Here is a 22,901-nt window from a genome sequence, read left to right on the forward strand (position 1 = left end):
CGTCCCCCCGCGCGGGGTGCTGGCGCGGGGGGACGTCCTGGGTGCCGGGAGGGCTCAGACCTCCCGGACGCCCGCCCGCCAGACCGCCGCCGTCAGCGGCACGCCCGGACGGTACGCCAGGTGCACGTGCGAGGGCGCGTCCAGCAGCAGCAGGTCCGCCCGCGCGCCGACGGTGACCGTCCCGACGTCGGTGCGCCGCAGCGCGTGCGCGCCGCCGGCGGTCGCCGCCCAGACCGCCTCGTCCGGCGTCATGCCCATCTCGCGCACCGCGACCGCGATGCAGAACGCCATCGAACTGGTGAAGCTGGAGCCCGGGTTGCAGTCGGTGGACAGCGCCACCACCGCCCCCGCGTCCAGCAGCCGGCGCCCGCTCGGGTACTCGGCGCGGGTGGAGAACTCCGCGCCCGGCAGCAGGGTCGCCACCGTCGCCGAGCCGGCCAGCGCCGCCACGTCCTCGTCCGTCAGGTGGGTGCAGTGGTCCGCCGAGGCCGCGCCCAGCTCCACCGCGAGCTGCACGCCGGGCCCGTACGAGAGCTGGTTGGCGTGCACCCGGGGGGTGAGGCCGCGCTCGATGCCGGCGGTCAGCACCGCCCGGGCCTGGTCCCCGTCGAAGGCGCCCTTCTCGCAGAACACGTCCACCCACCGCGCGTACGGCGCACAGGCGTCCAGCATCTCGCCGGTCACCAGGTCGACGTACCCGGCCGGGTCCTCGGCGTACTCGGGCGCGACGACGTGCGCGCCCAGGTACGTGGTCTCCGGGGTGTGCTCGGCGGCGATCCGCAGTGCCCGGGCCTCGTCCGCCACGGTCAGTCCGTAGCCGGACTTGCACTCGATCGTCGTGGTGCCCTGGCGCAGCGCCTCCCGGACGAACCGGGCCAGGTTGGCGTCGAGTTCGGCGTCGCTGGCGGCCCGGGTGGCCGCCACCGTGGTGCGGATGCCGCCCGCCGTGTACGACTGCCCGGACATCCGGGCGTTGAACTCGGCGGTGCGGTCGCCCGCGAACACCAGGTGGGCGTGCGAGTCGACGAACCCGGGCAACAGCGCCCGGCCCTCGGCGTCGAAGCGCTCGTCGGCGGCCGGCGCCGCGGCCGCCGGGCCGACCCAGGCGACGGTGGCGCCGTCCAGGACGACGGCCGCGTCGGTCAGCAGGCCGAGCGGGCCGGTGCCGAGCCCGGGGTCGTTGGTGACCAGGCTGCCGATTCCGGTGATCAGGGTGCTCAAGGCAAGGCCTTCCGAAGGGGTGTCGTTGACGAGGGGGTGTCGTTGACGAAGGAGGTCAGCAGCGGGTCAGCAGCTCAGTGCGCCGATCGAGGCCCGCAGCGCGCCCGGCACGTCGCTGACCAGCTGGTGCACGCCGTCCCGGACGACGTGCCGGCCGCCGACCACCACGTGCCGCACGTCCGACGCCGAGGCCGCGAACACCGCGATCTCGGCGCCCAGCCGGGCCGGCGGGCCGGCGGTGCGCACCGAGTCCAGGGCGATCACGGTGAAGTCGGCCAGTGCGCCGACCTCGATCCGTCCGGCCTCCGGCCAGCCCAGCGAGGCGTGCCCGTCCTCGGTGCCGGCCCGCAGCAGCGCGTTCGCCGTCCAGTGTCCGCGGGTGCGGGTGCGGAGCCGCTCGTCCAGCTCCAGCGCGCGGGCCTCCTCGAACGGGTCGATCACGGCGTGGCTGTCACTGCCCAGGGTGACCGGGCAGCCCGCCGAGGCCAGCCGGCGGGCCGGGCCGATGCCGTCCGCGAGGTCCCGCTCGGTGGTGGGACACATGCAGATGACGGTGGAGGAGTCGGAGAGCAGTTTGACGTCCTCCTCGGTGAGGTGGGTGGCGTGCACGGCCGAGGTCCGCGGGCCGAGCGCGCCGTGGTCGGCGAGCAGCCGGGTCGGGGTGACGCCGTGTGCGGCCAGGCAGGCGTCGTTCTCGGCGGTCTGCTCGGACAGGTGGACGTGCAGCGGCGCCTTGCGCATCGCCGCCCAGTGCGCGACGGTGCCCAGCTGCTCGGCCGGGACGGCCCGCACCGAGTGGATGGCGGCGCCGATCCGGGCGTGCTCGCGCGCCTTGAGCGCGTCCGCCCGCTCGGCCCAGGCGTCGGCGTCGCCGTCGCTGAACCGCAGCTGCGGCTTGGTCGGCTCGGCGCCGAAGCCGGAGGAGAGGTAGCAGGTGTCCAGCAGGGTGATCCGGATGCCGGCCCGGGCGGCGGCCTCGATCAGCGCCTCGCCCATCGCGTTCGAGTCGTCGTACCGGCCGCCGCCGGGCGCGTGGTGCAGGTAGTGGAACTCGCCGACGGCGGTGATCCCGGCCAGTGCCATCTCCGCGTAGACGGCGGTGGCGAGCGCCAGGTAGCTGTCCGGGTCGAGCGCCCCGGCGAACCGGTACATGGTGTCGCGCCAGGTCCAGAAGGTGCCGGAGCCGACCTGGACGTGGCCGCGCAGCGCCCGGTGGAAGGCGTGCGAGTGGGCGTTGGCCTGGCCGGGCAGCAGCAGCCCGTCCAGCCGGACGGCGTCCGGCGGGCAGGGACCGCTGTCCGGGCTCACCGCGGTGATCCGGCCGCCCGGGCCGGTGGTGATCAGCACGTTCTGCTCGACCACCGGCCCGTTGGCGTGCGGCAGCCAGGCGTGCGGCGCCCAGTAGGTCGTCGACACGGCCTCGGACACGGTCGTGGACACGGTCACTGACACGCCAGGTCCTCCAGTACGTCGGCGAGGGCGGTGACCCCGGCCAGGCAGTCGGCCTCCTCGGCGTACTCCGCCGGGGAGTGCGACACACCGCTGGGGTTGCGCACGAACAGCATGGCGGTCGGGATCACCGACGCCAGGATCCCGGCGTCGTGTCCCGCGCCGGTGGGCAGCACCGGGGCGTCCAGCAGCTTGGCCAGCCGGTCGCGCAGCGGGCCGTCGAAGTCCACCACCGGGGTGTAGGACTCGCGGGTCAGCTCGACCCGGACCCCGTCGCGCTCGCCGCGCTCGGCGGCGGCCTGCTCGATCTCGGCGACCAGCGCGGTCAGCGTGGGCTCGTCGGCGGCCCGGGAGTCCAGCCAGCCGCGGACCAGCGAGGCGATCGCGTTGGTGCCGTTGGGCTCCACCGCGACCTTGCCGAAGGTGGCCAGCGCGCCCGCCAGCTTCGCCTTCTTCCGGGCGGCGAGCACGGTGTTGGCGTACGTCAGCATCGGGTCGCGGCGGTCCTCGATCCGGGTGGTGCCGGCGTGGTTGGCCTCGCCGTGGAAGTCGAACCGCCAGCGGCCGTGCGGCCAGATCGCGCTGGCCACCCCGACCGGCCGGTTCTCGGCCAGGTAGCGGCCCTGCTCGACGTGGAGTTCGACGAAGGCGCCGATCCGGGCCAGCCGGTCCTCGTCCGCGCCGATCGCGGTCGGGTCGTAGCCGGCCCGCTCCATCGCGTCGGGCAGCCGGACGCCGTCGGCGTCGCGCAGCTCGTACGCGGCCTCGCGGCCGAGCACGCCGGCGGAGAGCCGGGAGCCGATGCAGGCCACGCCGAACCGGGCGCCCTCCTCGTCGCCGAAGTTGACAATCGCCAGCGGCCTGGTGAACCCGGCTCCGCGGGAACGGAGTTCGTCCAGCGCCGCGAAGGAGGAGACCACGCCGAGCGGCCCGTCGAAGGCGCCGCCGTCCGGGACGGAGTCCAGGTGCGAGCCGGTGACGACGGCGCCGCCGGCGTTCGGATCGCCCAGCCAGGCCCACTGGTTGCCGTTGCGGTCCAGCTCGTAGGTCAGGCCCCGGTCGCGGGCCTGCTGCTCGAACCAGGCGCGGCACTCGGCGTCGGCGGAGTTCCAGGCGAAGCGGCGGTAACCGCCGGAGGAGGCGGAGCGGCCCACGGGGAGCAGCTCCGCCCACATCTCCTGGAAGGAGGAGGTCACAGCTCGCCCATGGGGATGCGGACGCCACGCTCGGCGGCGACCTCGTCGGCCCGGTCGTAGCCGGCGTCCACGTGCCGGATGACGCCCATGCCCGGGTCGTTGGTGAGCACCCGGCGGATCTTCTCCCCGGCCAGCGCGGTGCCGTCGGCCACGGTGACCTGGCCGGCGTGGATCGAGCGGCCGATGCCGACGCCGCCGCCGTGGTGGATGGAGACCCAGGACGCGCCGGAGGCGACGTTGACCATGGCGTTCAGCAGCGGCCAGTCCGCGATCGCGTCCGAGCCGTCCAGCATCGCCTCGGTCTCCCGGTACGGGGAGGCGACCGAGCCGCAGTCCAGGTGGTCGCGGCCGATCACGATCGGCGCGGACAGCTCGCCGGAGGCGACCATGTCGTTGAAGCGCTCGCCGGCCTTGTCGCGCTCGCCGTAGCCGAGCCAGCAGATGCGCGCGGGCAGGCCCTGGAAGTGCACCTTCTCCTGGGCCATCTTGATCCAGCGGTGCAGCGACTCGTTCTCCGGGAAGAGGTCGAGCACGGCCTTGTCGGTCTTGTGGATGTCCTGCGGGTCGCCGGACAGGGCCGCCCAGCGGAACGGGCCCTTGCCCTCGCAGAACAGCGGGCGGATGTACGCGGGGACGAAGCCGGGGAAGGCGAACGCCCGGTCGTAGCCGGCCAGCTGGGCCTCGCCGCGGATCGAGTTGCCGTAGTCGAAGACCTCGGCGCCGCGGTCCTGGAAGCCGACCATCGCCTCGACGTGCTTCGCCATCGACTCGCGCGAGCGGGTGGTGAACTCGGCGGGCTTCTCGGCCGCGTAGGTCGCCATGTCGTCGAAGGAGACGCCGATCGGCAGGTAGCTCAGCGGGTCGTGGGCGCTGGTCTGGTCGGTGACGATGTCGATCGGGGCGTCCATCGCGAGCAGCTCCGGGAAGAGCTCGGCGGCGTTGCCCAGCAGGCCGATGGAGAGCGGCTGCTTCTTGTCGCGGGCGGCGGTGGCCAGCTCCAGCGCGTGGCTGAGGTTCTTGGCCTCGACGTCCAGGTAGCGGTGCTCGATCCGGCGGGCGATCCGGGACGGGTCGCAGTCGATGCAGATCGCCACGCCGCCGTTCATGGTGACGGCCAGCGGCTGGGCGCCGCCCATGCCGCCGAGGCCGGCGGTGAGGGTGATGGTGCCCTCCAGCGAGCCGTTGAAGCGCTTGTTGGCGACGGCGGCGAAGGTCTCGTAGGTGCCCTGGAGGATGCCCTGGGTACCGATGTAGATCCACGACCCGGCGGTCATCTGGCCGTACATGGTGAGCCCGAGGCTCTCCAGCCGGCGGAACTCCTCCCAGTTGGCCCAGTCGCCGACCAGGTTGGAGTTGGCGATCAGCACGCGCGGCGCCCACTCGTGGGTCTGCATGACGCCGACCGGGCGGCCGGACTGGACCAGCATGGTCTCGTCCTGCTTCAGCCCCTGGAGCGTCTTCACCATGGCGTCGAACGAGCGCCAGTCCCGTGCCGCCTTGCCGGTGCCGCCGTACACCACCAGCTTCGACGGGTGCTCGGCCACCTCCGGATCGAGGTTGTTCATCAGCATCCGCAGGGCAGCCTCCTGCTGCCACCCCTGCGCCGTCAGACCCGTACCACGCGCCGCACGCACCTCGCGCGGTCCGCTCACCTGCTGCTGCACCATGTCCCGGCCTCCCTGCGGATGATTTCATTCAGACTTGGTTCGACTGAATATATCCAATCATTCAGCCCTCGACCAGACCTGAATCCATCCGATCAGCAGCAGTCGGCGCGACCCTCCAGGCACGCCGAAGCGCCCGTCCGGCGATGCCGGATCGGGGGCCTCAGGCGGCGGCGTCGCCGTCCCAGTCGATGCCGATCTCGGCCAGCCAGCGGCGGTCGGCGGCGTCGGGGGTGGGCGGGGCGGGCGGGCGGGGGATCTCCTGGACGGGGCCGAGGCCGTACTTCTCGGCGGCCGCGGCGGCTCGGGCGTCGGGTTCGATGACGCCGACGTGGACGGCGGACTCGTCGCCCGGGTCGAGGACGGTCAGTTCGGGGTCGGGCAGGCGCCGCAGGGTGACCCGGCGTCCGCAGGTGGGGCAGGACCATTCGTCGGCACCCGAGGCGAGCCGGGCGACGAACTTCATCTCGTGGATCACGCGCATGGGCGGCACCCCCTGTAGGAGGGGATGCCCGGGTTTGTGACGGCTACTCCCCCGCCGCCGCTCCAAGCCGTGCCTATTCCGGGCGCCTACTCCAGCTGCGGCTATTCCAGGAAGAGCCCGCGGGCCGCCGCCGACTGCTCGATCGCCTCCAACCGGGCCTCCGCGCCCGGGATTTCGTCGCACATGCTCTGCAACAGCACCCGACCGAGCATCATCGGCGCGCACGCGGTGTCGAAGACCAGACCGGTGCCGACGGCGGCCGGCAGCATCAGGTCGGAGAGCTTGGCGACCGGCGCGAAGGCGCTGTCGGCGACGGTCAGCACCGTCAGTCCGCAGTCCCGGGCCACCGCCAGAGCGTCCATCAGCTCGCGCGGGTAGCGCGGCAGCGCGAAGCAGAGCAGCGCCGTCGCCCCGGCCGCGGTGGCCTGCTCCAGCCGGTCGGCGAGCATGCTGCCGCCCTCGTCCAGCAGCCGGATGTCCGGGTGCACCTTGGCGGCGAAGTACGCGAAACCGCGCGCCTGCGCCGAGGCCGCCCGCAGGCCGAGCACCGGCAGCGGGCGGGAGGCGGCGAGCAGCCGGGCGGCGCGGATGATCGGCTCGGGGTCGGCGAGCAGCTCGGCGAGGTGGCGCAGGTGCTCGATCTCGGCGAGCACCGCCTGCTGGTGCTCGTTGCGCACCGCGTCGTCCGGCGTCTCGGGCGCCACCACCTCCCCCGCGCCGAGTTCGCGCAGCTGCTTGCGCAGCGCCGGGTAGCCGTCGTAGCCGAGGGCGACCGCGAACCGGGTGACGGACGGCTGGCTCACCCCGGCGAGTTCGGCGACCTCGACGCTGGAGAGGAACGGCGCCTCGTTGGCGTGCCGGACCAGCGAGTGCGCGATCCGCCGCTGGGTCGGGGTCAGCCGGTGCCCCTCGAAGAGCTGGAGCAGCCGGGCGGACGGGCCGACCGTGCCGGCCTCGTCGGTGGCGGTCATCAGCGGTACCTCCGGTGCGAGCGGTGTGGACGACGACTGTGCAGCAGCGCGTCGCGCCTGGCAAAGACGTCTCGTACGGCGGAACGCCGGGTGAGACGTCCGGTGGGCGGACGGCGTTCCCGGCGGACGGCGTTCCCTGCGGGCGGACACCGGGGGGCGCGCGGCTCGGGGTAACCCTGATTTCTCCCTGAGCCCGCCCGGATTCCCCCCGCGAACGGATGGACCGGGCCCCGCCGCGGCTCCAGGCTTCTCCCATGGACACTCGCCAGGACGAACTGCGGCGCGACCTCGACGCCACCCTGCAGGCCCGCAAGGAACTCGGCAAGGAGTACGAGTCGGAGCTGGTCGACTCCTTCATGAAGCGCCTCGACGCCCGCCTGGACGCCCGGGTCGAGCGCTCGGTCGCCGCCCGACTGGACGACGAGCCCGCGTACCGGCACCGCTCCCGCCGCCCGGGCCGCGGTGGCCCGCGCCCCGGCAGCCGGCTGGCCGTGGTCTCGCTGGCCCTCGGCATCCCGCTGACCGCGATCGCCGGCGACCCCGGGCACGGCGGCATCATCGGCCTGCTGGCCTGCTGGGCCGGCATCGTCGGGGTCAACTTCGCCGCCGCCTTCGCCGACCGCCGCGAGGAGCAGCGCACGCGGTCGCGGGACGACTGGGACTAGGGCCTTCCCAATCGCCCCGCGACCACCGGGCGAACGTCAGGCCAGCGGCCCGGTGACCTTCTCCACGGCCCGCACCAGCTCGCCGGAGGCGACCAGCGCGGCGGCGGCCTCCAGGTCCGGCGAGAGGAAGCGGTCACGCCCGGCGCCCTCGACCCCGGCCTCGCGGGCGGCGGCCAGCGCGGCCGCCGTGGCCGGGGCGATCCGGCCGGCCCCGTCGGCCTGCTGACGGATCTCCAGCGCGCGGGCGGCGGCGGTGAGCTCGACGGCCAGGATCCGGCCGAGGTTCTCGACGGCCTGCCGCAGCTTGCGGGCGGCCGACCAGCCCATCGACACGTGGTCCTCCTGCATCGCGGAGGACGGGATCGAGTCGACCGAGGCCGGGACGGCGAGCCGCTTGTTCTCGCTGACCAGCGCGGCCTGGGTGTACTGGGCGATCATCAGACCGGAGTCCACGCCCGGGTCGTCGGCCAAAAAGGCCGGCAGACCGTGCGACCGGGCCTTGTCGAGCAGCCGGTCGGTGCGGCGCTCGGAGATGGAGCCGAGGTCGGCGGCGGCGATGGCGAGGAAGTCCAGCACGTACGCGACCGGGGCGCCGTGGAAGTTGCCGTTGGACTCCACCCGGCCGTCCGGCAGCACCACCGGGTTGTCGACCGAGGCGGCCAGCTCGCGGGAGGCGACCAGCTGGGCGTGCGCGAGGGTGTCCCGGCCGGCGCCGGCGACCTGCGGGGCGCAGCGGATCGAGTAGGCGTCCTGGACGCGCGGCGCGTCGTCCTGGTGGTGGCCGGTGAGGCCGGAGTCCTTGAGCACGGCCAGCATGTTGGCGGCGCTCAGCGCCTGGCCCGGGTGCGGGCGGATCGGGGCGTGCAGCTCGGGGGCGAGCACCTTGTCGGTGCCGAGCAGCGCCTCCAGCGTCATCGCGGCGGTGATGTCGGCGGTGGTGAACAGGCGGCTGAGGTCGGAGATGGCCATCACCAGCATGCCGAGCATGCCGTCGGTGCCGTTGATGAGGGCCAGACCCTCCTTCTCCAGCAGCTCGACCGGCTCGATGCCGGCGGCGGCGAGCAGTTCGGCGGCGGGCTTCTCCACGCCGTCCGGGCCGGTGGCGACGCCCTCGCCCATCAGCACGAGCGCGCAGTGCGACAGCGGCGCGAGGTCGCCGGAGCAGCCGAGCGAGCCGAACTCCCGGACGACCGGGGTGATGTCGGCGTTGAGCAGGGCGGCCATGGTCTGCGCGACCAGCGGGCGCACCCCGGTCCGGCCGGAGGCCAGCGTCTTCATCCGCAGGAAGACGAGCGCGCGGACCACCTCGCGCTCGACCACCGGGCCCATCCCGGCCGCGTGCGAGCGCACCAGTGAACGCTGCAGCTGGGCGCGCAGCTCCGGGCTGATGTGCCGGACGGCGAGCGCGCCGAACCCGGTGGAGACGCCGTAGACGGGACGCGGCTCGGCCGCGAGGGCGTCGATCCGCGCACGCGCGGCCGCCATCTCGGCGAGCGCGTCGGGACCGATCTCGACCCGGGCATTCCCCCGGGCAACGGCCAGCACGTCCTCGGCACTCACGTCGGCCTTGCCGACCAGGACCAGCGGAGCGTCGGGGGCCACAGCACTGTGCATATCCATATACATAATCAGAGCAGGTGAATGAAGATATGACAACCGTCTGACGCCATTCGGACCAGCGAACCCCTCCCGGCACCCCGGCAGCAGGATTTTCACTCCGCCCGGTCCGTGCCGCACGCTGGGGAGCGACGGGCCGGGAACGACGGGCACGGACGGACACGGCACCGACGGACACGGAGGCGGGAGACGCGATGACGCGGGCGACGGCGCGGCGGCGGGTGGTACGGCTGCGGGGGGCGGAGCGCGGGGTGCGGCCGGACGCGCTGGCCGCGGAGGAGCCGTTGGAGATCCGGCTCGGCGGGGAGCCGCTGACCGTCACCATGCGCACCCCCGGGCAGGACTTCGACCTGGTGGCGGGCTTCCTGGTCGGCGAGGGCCTGGTGCACACCTCCGAGGAGCTGGCCGCGCTGCGGTACTGCGCCGGGACGGACGAGAGCGGCGCCAACACCTACAACGTGGTCGACGCGACCCTGCGCGGTACCGCCCGGGCGCTGCCGCTGTCCGCGCACCGCAACCTGCTCACCACCAGCGCCTGCGGCCTGTGCGGCCGGGACACCGTGGACGCGGTCCGCACCCACGTCCGCCACCCGGTCGGCGAGGACCCGCTCACCGTCCCGCCGTCGCTGCTGTACGCGCTGCCGGACCGGCTGCGGGCCGCCCAGCGGACCTTCGAGTCCACCGGCGGCCTGCACGCGGCCGGCCTGTTCGACGCGGCCACCGGCGAACTGCTCTGCGCCCGCGAGGACGTCGGCCGGCACAACGCGGTGGACAAGGTGGTCGGCTGGGCGCTGCGGGAGGGCCGGCTGCCGCTGACCGGGCACGTCCTGCTGGTCAGCGGCCGGGCCTCGTTCGAGCTCACCCAGAAGGCCGCGCTCGCGGGCGTCCCGCTGCTGGCGGCCGTCTCGGCGCCGTCCTCGCTCGCGGTGGACCTCGCCGAGGAGCTGGGCCTGACGCTGGTCGGCTTCCTGCGCGGCGAGAGCGCCAACGTCTACACCCGCCCGGACCGGATCGCCGAGGCCGTTCCGTCGGCCCTCAGCACGGCCGGCTCCTGAGCTCCGCCTCGATCAGGTCCGCCGCCCGGGTGGTGCCGCCCTCGGCCCGTCCGGCGGCGGCCAGTGCCTTGAGCCGGTCGGCCGCCTCCGGGTCGCCGAGCAGTTCCAGCAGGGCGCCGCGCAACGCCGCCGGGGTGGCCGCGTCGGTGTCCAGGCGGCGGGCCACCCCCAGGGCCACCAGCGCGTCCGCGTTGGCGAACTGGTCGGCGGCTTGCGGCACCGCGATCATCGGCACGCCGTGGAACAGCCCCTCGCCGGCGCCGCCCATGCCCGCGTGGGTGACGAAGGCGTCCGCCTGGGCCAGCACCGACAGCTGCGGCACCCAGCGGTGCACCTCGACGCCGGCCGGCAGCTCGCCGAGTTCGGCGAGGTCGGTGTGCTTGCCGATCTGCAACACCACGTGCCAGCCGGGCAGCCCGCCGAAGGCCTCCACGCAGGCCCGGTAGAACGCCGGCCGGTGGGTGAACGCCGAGCCGAGCGAGACCAGCAGCACCTTTTCGGCGTCCTTCGGGCGGTGCCACTCGCCCTGGTGGGCGCGGTCGCCGAAGCAGGGCCCGACGAAGGTGACGCGGTGCTCGTCGACCCGGTCCGCGTGGGGCTGCAGGGCACGCGGGATCAGGGCGAGCGCCCGCTCCGGGCGGCCCTTGAACGCGTCCACGTCGCGCTGCACCGCCCCGGCCTCGGCCAGCCAGTCGGCGAAGCGCCGGTAGTGCTCGGCGCCGCCGGGCGCGTTGCGGACCGCCTCGAACACCTCCGGCAGGTCCTGCTCGATGCCCTCCCAGCCGACGAAGGTGGGCGACAGCTGCACCACCGGCACGCCCAGCCGCTCGCCGTACGCCCGGGCGGCGTACCCGCCGATGTCGCAGAGCACCAGGTCGGGGCGGTCGTCCGCGAAGGCCTCCAGCAGGACGGGGTACATCGCGAGGGCGTCGTCCAGGAACAGCTCCTGGATCGCCACCGGGTCCTCCGGCCAGCCGCTCGGATCCTCGGCGAGCGGCAGGCTCGTCCGGTACGGGACGAACCGGGCGCCGGTCGACTCGACGAGCCCGGCGAAGGAGGCGTCGTTGACATAGCTCACCCGGTGGCCCCGGGCGACCAGCTCGGCGATCACGGCGAGGCTGGGGTTGACGTGCCCGTGCGCCGGGATGGAGGCCATGAGGATGTGTGCGGGGCGGGTCATGACGTACCTCCGGGGGTCGCAACGAGGCGAGACGTTTCGTCTCGCTGATGCACTCCACCATGCGACATCCCTGGCGATGCGTCAAGACAATACGTTCCGTCTCGTCATCGGAGTAGGATTCCGGCCATGCGCCGCACCACCGCCCCGGACCCGGCCCGCCGCAGCGAACGCTCGCGCGCCGCCATCCTCACCGCCGCCGCCGAACTCGTCGCCGAGGTCGGCTTCGGCAAACTCACCATCGAGGCGATCGCCGCCCGGGCCGGCGTCGGCAAACAGACCATCTACCGCTGGTGGCCCTCCAAGGGCGCCGTCGTCTTCGACGCGTTCCTCGCCGCCGGCGAGCACGAGGGCGGCCTCGCCCTCCCCGACACCGGCGACCTCGCGGCCGACCTGCGGGCCGTCCTGCGCCCCACCGCCGCCGAACTCGCCGACCCCGCCCTCGACCGCACCTACCGCGCCATCACGTCGGAGGTGCTCAACGACCCCGCGATGTTCGCCGAATACCGCGCCCGCCTGCTGGACCCACTGCTCGACGTCACCCGGGAACGCCTCCGCAGCGCCCGCGAGGCCGGCCAGCTCGCCCCCGACACGGACCTCGACCTCGCCATCGAGCTGCTCTACGGCCCGCTCCACTACCGCTGGCTGCACCGCCTCGGCCCGCTCGACGAGGCCCACGCCGACCGCCTGGTCGACGCCGCCCTGCGCGCCCTCGGCGCGGCGGGCTGAGCCCGACGGACTAGCGGCTGTTCCGGCGCCGCATCCGCACCACCAGGACGACCAGCACCACGAGCAGCAGCGCCACGGCGACGAACGCCAGCACCCGGCCGATCGCCCGGCCGAAGAAACCCTTCTTCTTCTTGTTCTTGCGCTTGCCGTGCGAGGCCGCCAACCCGGTGATCCGGTGCGTCGCCGCCCGCGCGTGCCCCACCGCCACCGGAGTCGGCGCGGCCGCCGGGGTGGTCACCGCCCGAGCACCCGGGGCGGCGGGAGCCGCCACCGCCACCCCGCCCCCGAACAGCAGCACCACCGCCACCGCCGCACCCACCAGCCGTCTGCCCACCGCACGCCCTCCCGTCCCCGCCACCTGCCGCCACCGGCCACGCTCCCACCACCCCCACCCCGCCAACACCCCCCGGCCCCCGACCGCGACCCACCCGCAACCCGCCGGTCACCAAACCGGCACATCCCCCGGCGCGCGGCGCGACGGCGGAACAGGGCGCTACAGGGTGGGTGGGGAGGCCGGGCCGGAGAGGGCTACTGAGACGAGGGCGCGCATGGCGCAGGCGGCTTGGCCGAGGGGGAGGGTGGCGTCGTCGGCGAAGAGTTCGACGAGCCAGCCGCCGGCGGGGTTCTGGCCGCCCGCGGCGACCATGCCGCGGTAGCCGGAGACGACGAGCATGGCCTCTTCGGCCGGGTCGTTGCCGGCGGCGCCGGCGCGGAGGGCGAAGGCGCCGCCGCGGACGGCGCGGCGGGTCATCGGGTAGTGGCGCAGGTCGAAGACGGCGTCGGGGGCCTCGATCTGGGCGCGCTGGGTCTCGGCGCGGCTGCTGCTGGGGCCGCTGGTCATCCGGTAGACGGCGTGCTGGGCGGTGCGCATCAGCTGGGAGCCGGGCGGGACGTACGAGACCCACCAGCCGACGGCGTCCAGCAGCCGGGCGGAGGTTTCGGCGACCAGGACGAGCTTGCCGAGGGTGTCGGCGGGGTGGACGGCCCGGGCGGTGGCGGCCTGGTCGAGGGCGGCGAGGACCGCGGTGAGCAGCTGTCCGGGGTCGGCGCTGTGGGCGGCGCCGCGGAAGCGCCGCCGGTCCCCGGCGCCGGCCCGGCCGACGGGGCCCCGGCGGCCGTCGGCGCGGTGGTGCGGGTCGGCGGCGTCGGCGAGCAGGACGGTGGGGTCGGGTGCGAAGCCGGGGCCGTGGCTGCGGCCGGCGACGACGGGGTGGGCGGCGCGGGCGGCCTTGGCCCGGTACTGGGCGGCGTCGGCGAGGCGGAACAGCCGGTCGGGGGTGGTGACGGGGCCGATCGAGTCGCCGGTGGAGGCGACCCCGCAGGCGACGCCCTCGCCCTCGGAGAGGGCCAGCGCCCGGGCGCACAGCTCCTCGGCGACGGCGACCACCTCGTCGGCCTTCTGCCCCTCGACCAGCAGGCAGAACTCGTCGCCGCCGAGCCGGGCGGCGAGGCTGCCGGGGAGTTTGGCGGCGGCCAGGGACAGTTGGTGGGCGAATCGTTCCAGCAGCCGGTCGCCCATCTCGTGGCCGAGCTGGTCGTTGACCCGTTTGAGCCCGTTGACGTCGCACACGACCAGCGAGACGACGGTGTTGTCCCGGTTGTGCGCCGTCAGGGCGCTCTCCAGCCGGGCGTCGACGGCGCGCCGGTTGGCGAGGCCGGTGAGCGGGTCGGAGAAGGCGAGTTTGCGCAGGTCGGCGAGGCGCTCGGTCTGGGCGAGGCCGGCCGAGACCTGGGCGGCGAGGAGGGTGGCGTACTCGGCGTCGGCCTCGGTGAACTCGGGCATCCCGACGGACCGGGCGAGGTAGAGCTCGCCCCAGGCCTGCCCGTGCAGCACGATCGGCGCGACGACGCAGCAGGCCCGTCCGCGCCGGCGCAGCGCCGCGGCGCGCTCCTGGCAGTACGCGCCGGCGGTGGGGTGTGCGTGCCCGGCGTGCGGTTCGGTGTTCTCGGCGGTCTGCAGCCAGGCGCGGGGCAGGCGCCCGGTGGTCCAGCGCTCCTCCAGGTAGGTGACGATCTCCGGGAAGTCGGCCACCGGGTACGACTCGTCCTCGGGGAGCTCCTCCTCGCCGGCCGCGAGTTCGCCGTGGTTGACCAGGACCCGCAGCCGGCCGGATTCGCGGTCCCAGACCGAGACGGCGGCCATGGTGGCGCCGAGCGCCTCGGTGGCCCGGGCGGCGGCGGCCCGGACGGCCTCCAAGGGGGTGAGCGCGCCCGCCATGTCCTGGGCGAGTTCGACCACCGACTGCAACCGCAGGTCGGGCAGCGGGTCCGGCTGGTGGGGGCGGCCGCAGTCGCAACCGCGGTCCGTCATGATCGCCTCGCTGCTCACCGGCTCGCCTCGCTCCCTGTGCTCGGTGGTGCCCGGTCACGCCCGGCCCGAAGGACCGGCCCGACAGCCCGGCCCGAAGGCCCCAGCGCGACAGGCCAGCCCGCCGGCCCAGCCCGAAAGCCCGGCCGCTTGCACCAAGACTATGGCGATTTCGTTCGGTTATGCCCCGTTTGCCGAGATGGACCCGCACCGGACCGTACGGGTTTCAACCGTTCGCCGCCCGAAGAGCCGACCGCGAAGCATCGCCTCGGGCCCGGGGCCCGGGGCTCCCGCTACTCCTCGCGCAGCCGCCGCGACAACAGCCAGGGCTCGACCAGCCCCAGCCCCCGCACCGGCCGCCGCCACATCGGTTGCAGGTTGAACCGGTGCCCGGCGTCCGGGCCCGGCACCGGCAGGCCGGAGGCGGGCATCCCGGCCGCCGCGGAGAGCGCCTCGGCGAGGCCGGGCCCGTCCGCGTCGGCCGGGGCGACGCTGCCGTTCTGCTCCAGCGCGACGGCGAACTCCCCGTCGATCAGCACCGCGTCCTTGGGCGCGATGGAGGTCAGCCGGCTGGCCAGGTTGACGGTGGTGCCGAAGACGTCGCCCATCCGCGAGGTGACCGTGCCGAAGGCCATGCCGACCCGCAGCGCCGGGATGGTGTCGTCCTCGGCCAGCGCCTCGATCAGGCTCAGCGCGATCTCGGCGGCGGTCCCCGGGTCCTCGGAGACGTAGAGGATCTCGTCGCCGAGGGTCTTGATCACCCGGCCGCCCTGGCCGGCGATCAGGTCGGAGCAGGTGTTCTCGAAGGTCTCGACGAGTTTGCCGAGCTCCTCCTCCTCCAGCCGGCGGGAGAGCCGGGTGAAGCCGACCAGGTCGGCGAAGCCGACAGCGAGCCGACCGCTGGTGATCTCGTGGTCCTCGGCGGCCTGCACCACCCGGCCGGTGACGGCGGCGAGCTGTCGGCGCCACACGTAGACCAGGAACTGCTCCAGCTCCGGCAGCAGCAGTTCGACCAGCGGGTAGGCGACGTCGGCGCGGGTCAGCCCGGGTTCGACGGCCTGGGTGAGGTTCTCCAGGAAGGTGTCCATCTGCCAGCCGGCCAGCCGCGCGGTGGTCTGCCCGGTGGAGCGGGCGACCTGGATCGCCATCGACTCGCTGAGCAGGCCGGACTCGATCAGGCCGGCGAGCCGCCGCAGCGCGATGACGTCACCGTCGGTGAGGGCCCGGGACTGCCCGATGTCCGGGAAGCCCATGGCCCGCCAGAAGCGGGTCGCCAGCTCCATCGGGACGTCGGCGGCCCGCGCGGCCTGGTACGGGGTGTAGCGGCGTGGCGCGTCCAGGATCAGGCGTTCCAGTTCGAGCGCGACCGTGGGGTCGTGGGTGCCCGCCGTCGCGCCGCTGCTGCCGTCCTCTGCCACCGGTCCGTCCCCGTGCGGTCGCCGCACTTGCCTCGTGTCCTAGCTGTCCGGGCGCGCGCCCGCCACCCGGCGGGCAGTGGCGCTCCTCACACCCTTGCCAGGTGGAATGTTCGCACGGAATCGCGTGATCCGGGGCATCCGCCCGGGTCAAGGTGAGGTGAAGACTGCCGTTCAGCGGGGCTCGGGGCGCACGTGGACGACGTCGCCCGCGCCGACCGCCCGGCGTGCGCCGTCGGCGGTGCGGACGACCAGGTGGCCGTCGCCGTCGATGGCCACCGCCTCGCCGGTCAGCTCCCGGTCGCCGGGCAGGTGCACCCTGACCTGGCGGCCGAGCGTGGTGCAGCGGTCCAGGTAGGCGGTCAGCAGTCCGCTGGCGTGCGGGTCGCCGGCGGCGGCCGTCCACTCCCGGTACAGGTCGGCGAACTCGCGCAGCAGGGCGCGCAGCAGGATGCTCCGGTCGGTGACCTCGGCGCCGGCCAGCGCGAGCGAGGCGGCGGTGGGGACGGGCAGTTCGGCCTCGCGCAGCGAGACGTTGAGGCCGAGGCCGGCGACCACCGCGCCGCCGCTCAGCTCGGTGAGGATGCCGCCGATCTTGCGTTCCGCGCCGTCGATCTCGACCTGGAGGTCATTGGGCCACTTGAGTCCGACCTCGGCCCCGGCGACCCGGTGCAGGGTGCTGGCCGCCGCCACCCCGACCAGGACCGGCAGCCAGCCGTACCGCTCGACCGGCACCTGCTCGGGGCGCAGCAGGACGGACAGGAACAGCCCGGAGCGGGCGGGGGCGGTCCACTGCCGTTCCAGCCGGCCGCGCCCGGCGCTCTGCGCCTCGGCGACCAGCACCGCGCCCTGCGGGGCACCGGCCCGGGCGCGGGCGGCGAGGTCACTGTTGGTGGAGCCGGTCTCGGTGACGACGTCCAACGAGGTCCAGAACCCGCCCGGCACCACCAGGTCGCGGCGCAGCGCCGCCTCGTCCAGCGGCGGCCGGTCCAGATCGGTCCACGGCGACGGCCCGCTCTGGCCGAAGCCGCGCAGTCCACTGCGGCGGGGGGTCTCGGGTGCGGTCATGGGGCCACCCTAGAGGCGGGACGCGCCCGACGGTGGGACGCGGGCCTGGGGCCAGACCGCCCCATCGTGCCGCAGAACGCGCGCCGACACACTGTGTCGCTGACCATAACGGCCGGGCGTTACGCATGGCCCTGCGCGCTGGCTACGCTACTCAACGGTAGTTCGCAGCGCCGCCCTGCCCTCCTGCGCGAGCCCCCACACCGGCCCGCGCGCACTCGAACAGGTCGCGGCCATGGATCAGGGAGAGCCACCGGATGACCGAGGCGCCGTACGACCCCCACACCACCGCCGGCAAGCTCGCCGACCTGCGGCGCAGGCTCGACGAGGCGGTGCACTCCGGCTCCGCCAAGGCCGTGGAGAAGCAGCACGCCAAGGGCAAGCTGACGGCCCGCGAGCGGGTCGCGGAGCTGCTGGACGAGGACTCGTTCGTCGAGTTCGACGAGTTCGCCCGGCACCGTTCGACCAACTTCGGGCAGGAGAAGAACCGCCCGTACGGCGACGGCGTGGTGACCGGCTACGGCACCGTGGACGGCCGTCAGGTCGCGGTCTTCGCCCAGGACTTCACCGTGTTCGGCGGCTCCCTCGGCGAGGTGTTCGGCGAGAAGATCGTCAAGGTGATGGACTTCGCGCTGAAGACCGGCTGCCCGGTCATCGGCATCAACGACTCCGGCGGCGCCCGGATCCAGGAGGGCGTGGTCTCGCTCGGCCTGTACGGCGAGATCTTCCGCCGCAACGTGCACGCCTCCGGGGTGATCCCGCAGATCTCGCTGATCATGGGCCCCTGTGCGGGCGGCGCGGTGTACTCCCCGGCGATCACCGACTTCGTGGTGATGGCGGACCAGACCTCGCACATGTTCATCACCGGCCCGGACGTCATCAAGACCGTCACCGGCGAGGACGTCGGCATGGAGGAGCTGGGCGGCGCGCGCACCCACAACACCAAGTCCGGCAACGCGCACTACCTGGCCGCGGACGAGAAGGAGGCGGTGGAGTACGTCAAGAGCCTGCTCTCGTACCTGCCGTCCAACAACCTCTCGGACCCGCCGGCCTACCCCGAGCAGGCGGACCTCACCGTCACCGACGAGGACCTCGAACTCGACACCATCGTGCCGGACTCGGCGAACCAGCCGTACGACATGCGCAAGGTGATCGAGCACATCGTCGACGACGGCGAGTTCCTGGAGACCCAGCCGCTGTTCGCGGGCAACATCATCACCGGCTTCGGCCGGGTCGAGGGCCACTCCGTCGGCATCGTCGGCAGCCAGCCGATGGACCTGGCCGGCTGCCTGGACATCAACGCCAGCGAGAAGGCCGCCCGCTTCATCCGCACCTGCGACTCGTTCAACATCCCGGTGCTGACCTTCGTCGACGTGCCCGGCTTCCTGCCCGGCACCGAGCAGGAGTGGGACGGCATCATCCGCCGCGGTGCCAAGCTGATCTACGCCTACGCCGAGGCCACCGTCCCGCTGATCACCGTGATCACCCGCAAGGCCTTCGGCGGCGCGTACGACGTCATGGGGTCCAAGCACCTGGGCGCCGACCTCAACCTGGCCTGGCCGACCGCGCAGATCGCGGTGATGGGCGCGCAGGGCGCGGCCAACATCGTCTACCGCCGCGAGCTGGCCGAGGCCGCCGCGGCCGGCGAGGACGTCGACGCCCGGCGGGCCGAGCTGGTCGCCGAGTACGAGGACACCCTGCTGAACCCGTACCTGGCGGCCGAACGCGGCTACGTGGACGCGGTGATCGCGCCGAGCGAGACCCGCCGGCACATCGTCCGGGGCCTGCGGGCGCTGCGCGGCAAGCGCGAGGTGCTGCCGCCGAAGAAGCACGGCAACATCCCCCTGTAGGCCCTCGTCGGGAGAGAATCGAACCATGGCCCCGATCCACGTACTGCACGGGCAGCCGACCCCCGAGGAGCTTGCCACCGTCCTGGCGGTGGTCCAGGCCCGGGCCGCCGCCGCGCAGGCCGCCGCCGAGGCGGCGCGCCTGTCCGGTGCCGGCCCGGCCTCCCCGTGGAACGACCGTGCCCGCATGCTCCGCCCGGCCCTCCACCCGGGCCCGCACGCCTGGCGGACCTCCGGCTGGGCGCGCTGACCCGGCACTGAAGCAGACGCACGGAGTGGGAAGTCGACCTGGTCGACTTCCCACTCCGTCTGCTTTTTCCGACCCGCCCCGACCCGCCCGGACCCGCCCGGATCGCCCGAAACCTGAGTACGGATACTCAGGCGCCCGGACCCGGGCGCGGCGCACTCTGAACGGGTGCTCTGGTCAGACCCTCGCGACGAACCCTCCCCCGAGGCGCGGCAGATGCAGGAACGGATGCAACGCGCCGGGCAGGTGCTGGCCGCCATGGTGCTGGTCGGCTCCGCCCTGATGATGCTGTGCCTGCTGTTCACCTGAACGGCCACACGGGCACGCCCTACCCTGGTGGGCATGACCGACCAGCGCACCCTCGTCCTCGCCTCCGCCTCCCCCGCCCGTCTCGGGCTGCTGCGCCAGGCGGGCCTCGACCCGCGCGTGGTGGTCAGCGGCGTCGACGAGGACGCGATCAACGCCGCCACCCCGGCCGAGCTCGCCCTGGTGCTGGCCGAGGCCAAGGCGAAGGCCGTCGCCGCCGAACTGACCGGCGGTGAGCTGGTGATCGGCTGCGACTCCGTCCTGGAGCTGGACGGCCAGGCCCTCGGCAAGCCCGCCGACGCCGCCGAGGCCCTTGCTCGCTGGCGGTCGATGCGCGGCCGGGCCGGGGTGCTGCGCACCGGCCACTGCGTGATCGACACCGTGACCGGCGAACAGTCCTCGGCGACCGCCTCCACCACCGTCCGCTTCGGCACCCCGGACGACGCCGAGATCGCCGCGTACGTGGCCTCCGGCGAACCCCTGCACGTGGCCGGGGCGTTCACCCTGGACGGCCGCTCGGCGCCGTTCGTCGAGGGCATCGACGGCGACCCGGGCAACGTCATCGGCCTCTCCCTGCCGCTGCTGCGCACCCTGCTCGCCGAACTCGGCGTCCGCATCACGGATCTCTGGACCAAGTGACGCTCCCGCTCTGGGCGTTCGGCCACAGCCCGCACTAGGCTGGCCGCCGTTTCGAACGGGGAGGGGACGCGGCGATGACCGACAGCGTGCTCAACGTGGTGCTGGGGCTGGTGGCGAGCGCCATCAGCGCCGGGCTCGGCTGGCTCGCGCAGGCCCTGCGCCGGCGCCGCCGGGTGGAGCGGGTGCGGGCGTTCTTCGGGCTGCCGGCCGGCAGCGAGTGCCTGATCGTGGTGCCCCGCAGCGTCGGGACGGGCTCGCACGCCAACACCGTGACCCGCCGGGACGCCTACGCGCTGATGTGGCTGGCCGGACTGGTCGAGGAGTGCGGGGCGCGGCCCGAACTGGTCGCGCACGACGCGGCCAACCGCGGCCTCGGCGTCAAAACCGAGCTCTGCCTGGGCGGCCCGGTCAGCAACGAGCGGATGGCCGCCCACCTGGCCTGGGGCCTGCCGGGGGCGCTGGTCACCTCCGGGCCCGAGCCGGGCAGCAACGTGATCCTGGTCGGCGACCGCGACTTCATCGCCGACCAGGACCAGGCGCACACCCTGCTGGCCCGGATCGCCACCCCGGACGGCGGGCGCCCGGTCTTCCTGATCTCGGGCCAGACCGGCACCGCCAACCAGGCGGGCGTCCGCTACCTGGTCGCCCACCACCGCGAACTCGCCCGCAAGCACGGCAGGGACGGCACCTTCGCGCTCGTCCTGCGGGTGGTCAACCCGGAGGCGTACGGGCCGGACATGGTGGAGGTGGCCGCCGACGTCACGGCCGAGGCGCTGCGCCGTCCCGCCGCCCGCTCCACCGCCGCCTGAGTCGGCTGCGCCAGAGTGTGTTCCATGCCACCGCCCCGCCACGCCGCCGCCCGGTCACCCGCCGTGGCCCCACCCGGTCCGGCCGTACCGGGCGCGACCTGCGGCGTCGTCCGCGGGGCGGCGGCGCCACCCCGGAAATTCATCACCGTCCGTGTGGGATAGTTCACAACCTGGGGCTACTCGCCGGTACCGCCCAGGAATCCATAAACTCGTCGAGGTTCAAGAAGGGAGCCACAGTGCGCAAGGTGCTCATCGCCAACCGCGGGGAAATCGCTGTCCGCGTCGCCCGGGCCTGCTCGGACGCCGGTATCGCCAGCGTCGCCGTCTACGCCGAGCCGGACCGGGATGCGCTGCACGTCCGCGCGGCCGACGAGGCTTACGCGCTGGGCGGTGACACCCCCGGCACCAGTTACCTGGACATCGCCAAGGTCCTGAAGGCCGCGGAGGACTCCGGCGCCGACGCCGTCCACCCCGGCTACGGGTTCCTGTCGGAGAACGCCGACTTCGCCCAGGCCGTCATCGACGCGGGCCTGACCTGGATCGGTCCGCCGCCGCAGGCCATCCGCGACCTGGGCGACAAGGTGACCGCCCGCCACGTCGCCCAGCGCGCCGGCGCGCCGCTGGTCGCGGGCACTCCGGACCCGGTCTCGGGCGCCGACGAGGTCGTCGTGTTCGCCCGGGAGCACGGCCTGCCGGTTGCTATCAAGGCGGCGTTCGGCGGCGGCGGCCGCGGCCTCAAGGTCGCCCGCACCCTGGAGGAGATCCCGGAGCTGTACGAGTCCGCGGTGCGCGAGGCGGTCGCCGCCTTCGGCCGGGGCGAGTGCTTCGTGGAGCGCTACCTGGACAACCCGCGGCACGTCGAGACCCAGTGCCTGGCGGACCAGCACGGCAACGTCGTGGTCGTCTCCACCCGTGACTGCTCGCTCCAGCGCCGGCACCAGAAGCTGGTCGAGGAGGCGCCCGCGCCGTTCCTGACCCCGGAGCAGAACGCCGAGCTGTACCGCGCGTCCAAGGCCATCCTCAAGGAGGCCGGCTACGTCGGCGCCGGGACCTGCGAGTTCCTGGTGGCGGTGGACGGCACGATCTCCTTCCTGGAGGTCAACACCCGTCTCCAGGTCGAGCACCCGGTCACCGAGGAGGTCACCGGGATCGACCTGGTCCGCGAGATGTTCCGGATCGCCGACGGCGAGGAGCTGGGTTACGGCGACCCCGAGGTGCGCGGTCACTCCTTCGAGTTCCGCATCAACGGCGAGGACCCGGGCCGCAACTTCCTGCCCGCGCCCGGCACCGTCACGCTGTTCGCGCCGCCGTCCGGCCCGGGCGTCCGGCTGGACTCCGGCGTGGAGACCGGCTCGGTCATCGGCCCGGCCTGGGACTCCCTGCTGGCCAAGCTGATCGTCTCCGGCCGGGACCGCAAGCAGGCCCTGGAGCGGGCGAAGCGCGCGCTGGCCGAGTTCAAGGTCGAGGGCATGGCCACGGCCATCCCGTTCCACCAGGCGGTCGTCGTCGACCCGGCGTTCGCGCCCGAGGTGCACGGCGAGGACGGACCGTTCAAGGTCTACACCCGGTGGATCGAGACCGAGTTCGACAACACCATCCCGGCGTTCACCGGCGCGGCCGGTGAGGGCGAGGAGGCCGAGGGCCGGGAGACCGTCGTGGTCGAGGTCGGCGGCAAGCGGATCGAGGTCTCGCTGCCGTCCTCGCTGGGCGTCTCGGCGGCCCCGGCGGCCGGTGCCGCGGGTGCCGCGAAGGCCAAGCGCCGGGTCGGCGCCAAGAAGGCCGGTGCGGCGGTCAGCGGGGACACCCTGGCCTCGCCGATGCAGGGCACCATCGTCAAGGTCGCCGTCGAGGAGGGCCAGGTCGTCGCCGAGGGCGAGCTGATCGTGGTCCTGGAGGCGATGAAGATGGAGCAGCCGCTGAACGCCCACAAGGCGGGCACCGTCGTCGGCCTCAAGGCCGAGGTGGGCGCCAGCGTCAGCAGCGGCGCCGCGCTCTGCGAGATCAAGGACTGACGTCCCGGAGCCTCGACCGACCGGT

Annotated in this window: 20 protein-coding genes and 1 pseudogene; 9 read left to right on the plus strand and 12 right to left on the minus strand. The window is 73.9% G+C overall.

Annotated features, from left to right (window positions below; all coding sequences use genetic code 11):
* Nucleotides 1-54: 54 nt before the first annotated feature.
* The 6 genes from hutI to ABTY15_RS20235 form a co-directional block, all read right to left on the minus strand.
* Nucleotides 55-1,221: an imidazolonepropionase gene (gene hutI / locus ABTY15_RS20210; protein WP_350593430.1), complete on the minus strand. Its 1,167-nt coding sequence runs from the start codon at nt 1,219-1,221 to the stop codon at nt 55-57.
* 66 nt (nt 1,222-1,287) lie between these two features.
* Nucleotides 1,288-2,673, minus strand: a complete 1,386-nt coding sequence (locus ABTY15_RS20215; RefSeq protein ID WP_350593435.1) for a formimidoylglutamate deiminase — start codon at nt 2,671-2,673, stop codon at nt 1,288-1,290.
* Nucleotides 2,664-3,845, minus strand: coding sequence for an allantoate amidohydrolase (locus tag ABTY15_RS20220; RefSeq protein ID WP_350593860.1), 1,182 nt, complete (start codon nt 3,843-3,845; stop codon nt 2,664-2,666). Before ABTY15_RS20220 ends, ABTY15_RS20215 begins: the two co-directional genes overlap by 10 nt.
* Nucleotides 3,846-3,862: 17 nt before the next feature.
* Nucleotides 3,863-5,518, minus strand: a complete 1,656-nt coding sequence (gene hutU, locus ABTY15_RS20225; protein ID WP_350593871.1) for a urocanate hydratase — start codon at nt 5,516-5,518, stop codon at nt 3,863-3,865.
* Nucleotides 5,519-5,693: 175 nt separating this feature from the next.
* Nucleotides 5,694-6,014, minus strand: a complete 321-nt coding sequence (locus tag ABTY15_RS20230) for a hypothetical protein (protein WP_350593440.1) — start codon at nt 6,012-6,014, stop codon at nt 5,694-5,696.
* 101 nt (nt 6,015-6,115) lie between these two features.
* Nucleotides 6,116-6,985 (minus strand): MurR/RpiR family transcriptional regulator, encoded by an 870-nt coding sequence (locus tag ABTY15_RS20235; RefSeq protein ID WP_350593445.1) that lies wholly within the window; start codon nt 6,983-6,985, stop codon nt 6,116-6,118.
* A 254-nt stretch (nt 6,986-7,239) separates the two neighbouring features.
* On the opposite strand from ABTY15_RS20235, the gene ABTY15_RS20240 reads away from it, so the two are divergent.
* A complete protein-coding gene (locus tag ABTY15_RS20240; RefSeq protein ID WP_350593450.1) occupies nt 7,240-7,650 on the plus strand; it encodes a hypothetical protein in 411 nt (136 codons plus the stop codon).
* Between the two features lie 36 nt (nt 7,651-7,686).
* Here ABTY15_RS20240 and hutH read toward each other — a convergent pair whose 3' ends face one another.
* The gene (gene hutH, locus ABTY15_RS20245; RefSeq protein WP_350593455.1) at nt 7,687-9,264 is read right to left on the minus strand and encodes a histidine ammonia-lyase; all 1,578 of its coding nucleotides are present in this window, start codon (nt 9,262-9,264) and stop codon (nt 7,687-7,689) included.
* 197 nt (nt 9,265-9,461) lie between these two features.
* On the opposite strand from hutH, the gene fdhD reads away from it, so the two are divergent.
* Entirely contained in the window at nt 9,462-10,322 is an 861-nt protein-coding gene (gene fdhD, locus ABTY15_RS20250; protein ID WP_350593461.1) for a formate dehydrogenase accessory sulfurtransferase FdhD, read from the plus strand.
* Here fdhD and ABTY15_RS20255 read toward each other — a convergent pair.
* Entirely contained in the window at nt 10,303-11,502 is a 1,200-nt protein-coding gene (locus tag ABTY15_RS20255; RefSeq protein WP_350593471.1) for a macrolide family glycosyltransferase, read from the minus strand. The genes fdhD and ABTY15_RS20255 overlap by 20 nt on opposite strands.
* A 126-nt stretch (nt 11,503-11,628) precedes the next feature.
* Here ABTY15_RS20255 and ABTY15_RS20260 point away from each other — a divergent pair, with 126 nt between their 5' ends.
* Nucleotides 11,629-12,228, plus strand: coding sequence for a TetR/AcrR family transcriptional regulator (locus ABTY15_RS20260; protein ID WP_350593476.1), 600 nt, complete (start codon nt 11,629-11,631; stop codon nt 12,226-12,228).
* A 10-nt stretch (nt 12,229-12,238) separates the two neighbouring features.
* On the opposite strand, the gene ABTY15_RS20265 is transcribed toward ABTY15_RS20260, so the two are convergent.
* From ABTY15_RS20265 to ABTY15_RS20280, 4 genes and pseudogenes are all read right to left on the minus strand, one after another.
* Entirely contained in the window at nt 12,239-12,562 is a 324-nt protein-coding gene (locus tag ABTY15_RS20265; RefSeq protein ID WP_350593480.1) for a hypothetical protein, read from the minus strand.
* A 726-nt stretch (nt 12,563-13,288) separates the two neighbouring features.
* Nucleotides 13,289-14,446: pseudogene (locus ABTY15_RS20270) on the minus strand (GGDEF domain-containing protein); the annotation flags it as partial.
* 383 nt (nt 14,447-14,829) lie between these two features.
* On the minus strand, nt 14,830-15,954 hold the full coding sequence (locus ABTY15_RS20275) for an adenylate/guanylate cyclase domain-containing protein (RefSeq protein ID WP_350593485.1): 1,125 nt from the start codon (nt 15,952-15,954) through the stop codon (nt 14,830-14,832).
* A 171-nt stretch (nt 15,955-16,125) separates the two neighbouring features.
* Complete coding sequence (locus tag ABTY15_RS20280; protein ID WP_350593491.1) at nt 16,126-17,019, minus strand: biotin--[acetyl-CoA-carboxylase] ligase; 894 nt, start codon at nt 17,017-17,019, stop codon at nt 16,126-16,128.
* Nucleotides 17,020-17,273: 254 nt separating this feature from the next.
* Between ABTY15_RS20280 and ABTY15_RS20285 the strand changes: the two genes are divergently transcribed.
* From ABTY15_RS20285 to ABTY15_RS20305, 6 genes are all read left to right on the plus strand, one after another.
* Complete coding sequence (locus ABTY15_RS20285; protein ID WP_350593497.1) at nt 17,274-18,866, plus strand: acyl-CoA carboxylase subunit beta; 1,593 nt, start codon at nt 17,274-17,276, stop codon at nt 18,864-18,866.
* 25 nt (nt 18,867-18,891) lie between these two features.
* Nucleotides 18,892-19,113 carry an acyl-CoA carboxylase subunit epsilon gene (locus ABTY15_RS20290; RefSeq protein WP_350593502.1) on the plus strand — a complete coding sequence of 74 codons (222 nt, stop codon included), beginning with the start codon at nt 18,892-18,894 and terminating at the stop codon, nt 19,111-19,113.
* A gap of 165 nt (nt 19,114-19,278) precedes the next feature.
* The gene (mmpB, locus tag ABTY15_RS39805; RefSeq protein ID WP_502893545.1) at nt 19,279-19,419 is read left to right on the plus strand and encodes a morphogenic membrane protein MmpB; all 141 of its coding nucleotides are present in this window, start codon (nt 19,279-19,281) and stop codon (nt 19,417-19,419) included.
* A gap of 33 nt (nt 19,420-19,452) precedes the next feature.
* Entirely contained in the window at nt 19,453-20,055 is a 603-nt protein-coding gene (locus ABTY15_RS20295; RefSeq protein WP_350593507.1) for a nucleoside triphosphate pyrophosphatase, read from the plus strand.
* Nucleotides 20,056-20,129: 74 nt separating this feature from the next.
* The gene (locus tag ABTY15_RS20300; RefSeq protein WP_350593510.1) at nt 20,130-20,864 is read left to right on the plus strand and encodes a hypothetical protein; all 735 of its coding nucleotides are present in this window, start codon (nt 20,130-20,132) and stop codon (nt 20,862-20,864) included.
* A gap of 236 nt (nt 20,865-21,100) precedes the next feature.
* Entirely contained in the window at nt 21,101-22,876 is a 1,776-nt protein-coding gene (locus ABTY15_RS20305) for an acetyl/propionyl/methylcrotonyl-CoA carboxylase subunit alpha (RefSeq protein ID WP_350593517.1), read from the plus strand.
* Nucleotides 22,877-22,901 lie beyond the last annotated feature (25 nt).

Origin of the sequence: Kitasatospora sp. NPDC097643 (assembly GCF_040302625.1) — a bacterium.
In the GTDB taxonomy this organism is placed as follows: Bacteria; Actinomycetota; Actinomycetes; order Streptomycetales; family Streptomycetaceae; genus Kitasatospora.

Excerpts from the sequence above, each read along its gene's own strand:
- ABTY15_RS20220 (WP_350593860.1), bottom strand. The coding sequence starts at position 3,845 with ATGTGGGCGGAGCTGCTCCCCGTGGGCCGCTCCGCCTCCTCCGGCGGT.
- ABTY15_RS20230 (WP_350593440.1), bottom strand. The coding sequence starts at position 6,014 with ATGCGCGTGATCCACGAGATGAAGTTCGTCGCCCGGCTCGCCTCGGGT.
- ABTY15_RS20235 (WP_350593445.1), bottom strand. The coding sequence starts at position 6,985 with ATGACCGCCACCGACGAGGCCGGCACGGTCGGCCCGTCCGCCCGGCTG.
- ABTY15_RS20240 (WP_350593450.1), top strand. The coding sequence starts at position 7,240 with ATGGACACTCGCCAGGACGAACTGCGGCGCGACCTCGACGCCACCCTG.
- hutH (WP_350593455.1), bottom strand. The coding sequence starts at position 9,264 with ATGCACAGTGCTGTGGCCCCCGACGCTCCGCTGGTCCTGGTCGGCAAG.
- fdhD (WP_350593461.1), top strand. The coding sequence starts at position 9,462 with ATGACGCGGGCGACGGCGCGGCGGCGGGTGGTACGGCTGCGGGGGGCG.
- ABTY15_RS20255 (WP_350593471.1), bottom strand. The coding sequence starts at position 11,502 with ATGACCCGCCCCGCACACATCCTCATGGCCTCCATCCCGGCGCACGGG.
- ABTY15_RS20260 (WP_350593476.1), top strand. The coding sequence starts at position 11,629 with ATGCGCCGCACCACCGCCCCGGACCCGGCCCGCCGCAGCGAACGCTCG.
- ABTY15_RS20280 (WP_350593491.1), bottom strand. The coding sequence starts at position 17,019 with ATGACCGCACCCGAGACCCCCCGCCGCAGTGGACTGCGCGGCTTCGGC.
- ABTY15_RS20285 (WP_350593497.1), top strand. The coding sequence starts at position 17,274 with ATGACCGAGGCGCCGTACGACCCCCACACCACCGCCGGCAAGCTCGCC.
- ABTY15_RS20290 (WP_350593502.1), top strand. The coding sequence starts at position 18,892 with ATGGCCCCGATCCACGTACTGCACGGGCAGCCGACCCCCGAGGAGCTT.
- ABTY15_RS20295 (WP_350593507.1), top strand. The coding sequence starts at position 19,453 with ATGACCGACCAGCGCACCCTCGTCCTCGCCTCCGCCTCCCCCGCCCGT.
- ABTY15_RS20300 (WP_350593510.1), top strand. The coding sequence starts at position 20,130 with ATGACCGACAGCGTGCTCAACGTGGTGCTGGGGCTGGTGGCGAGCGCC.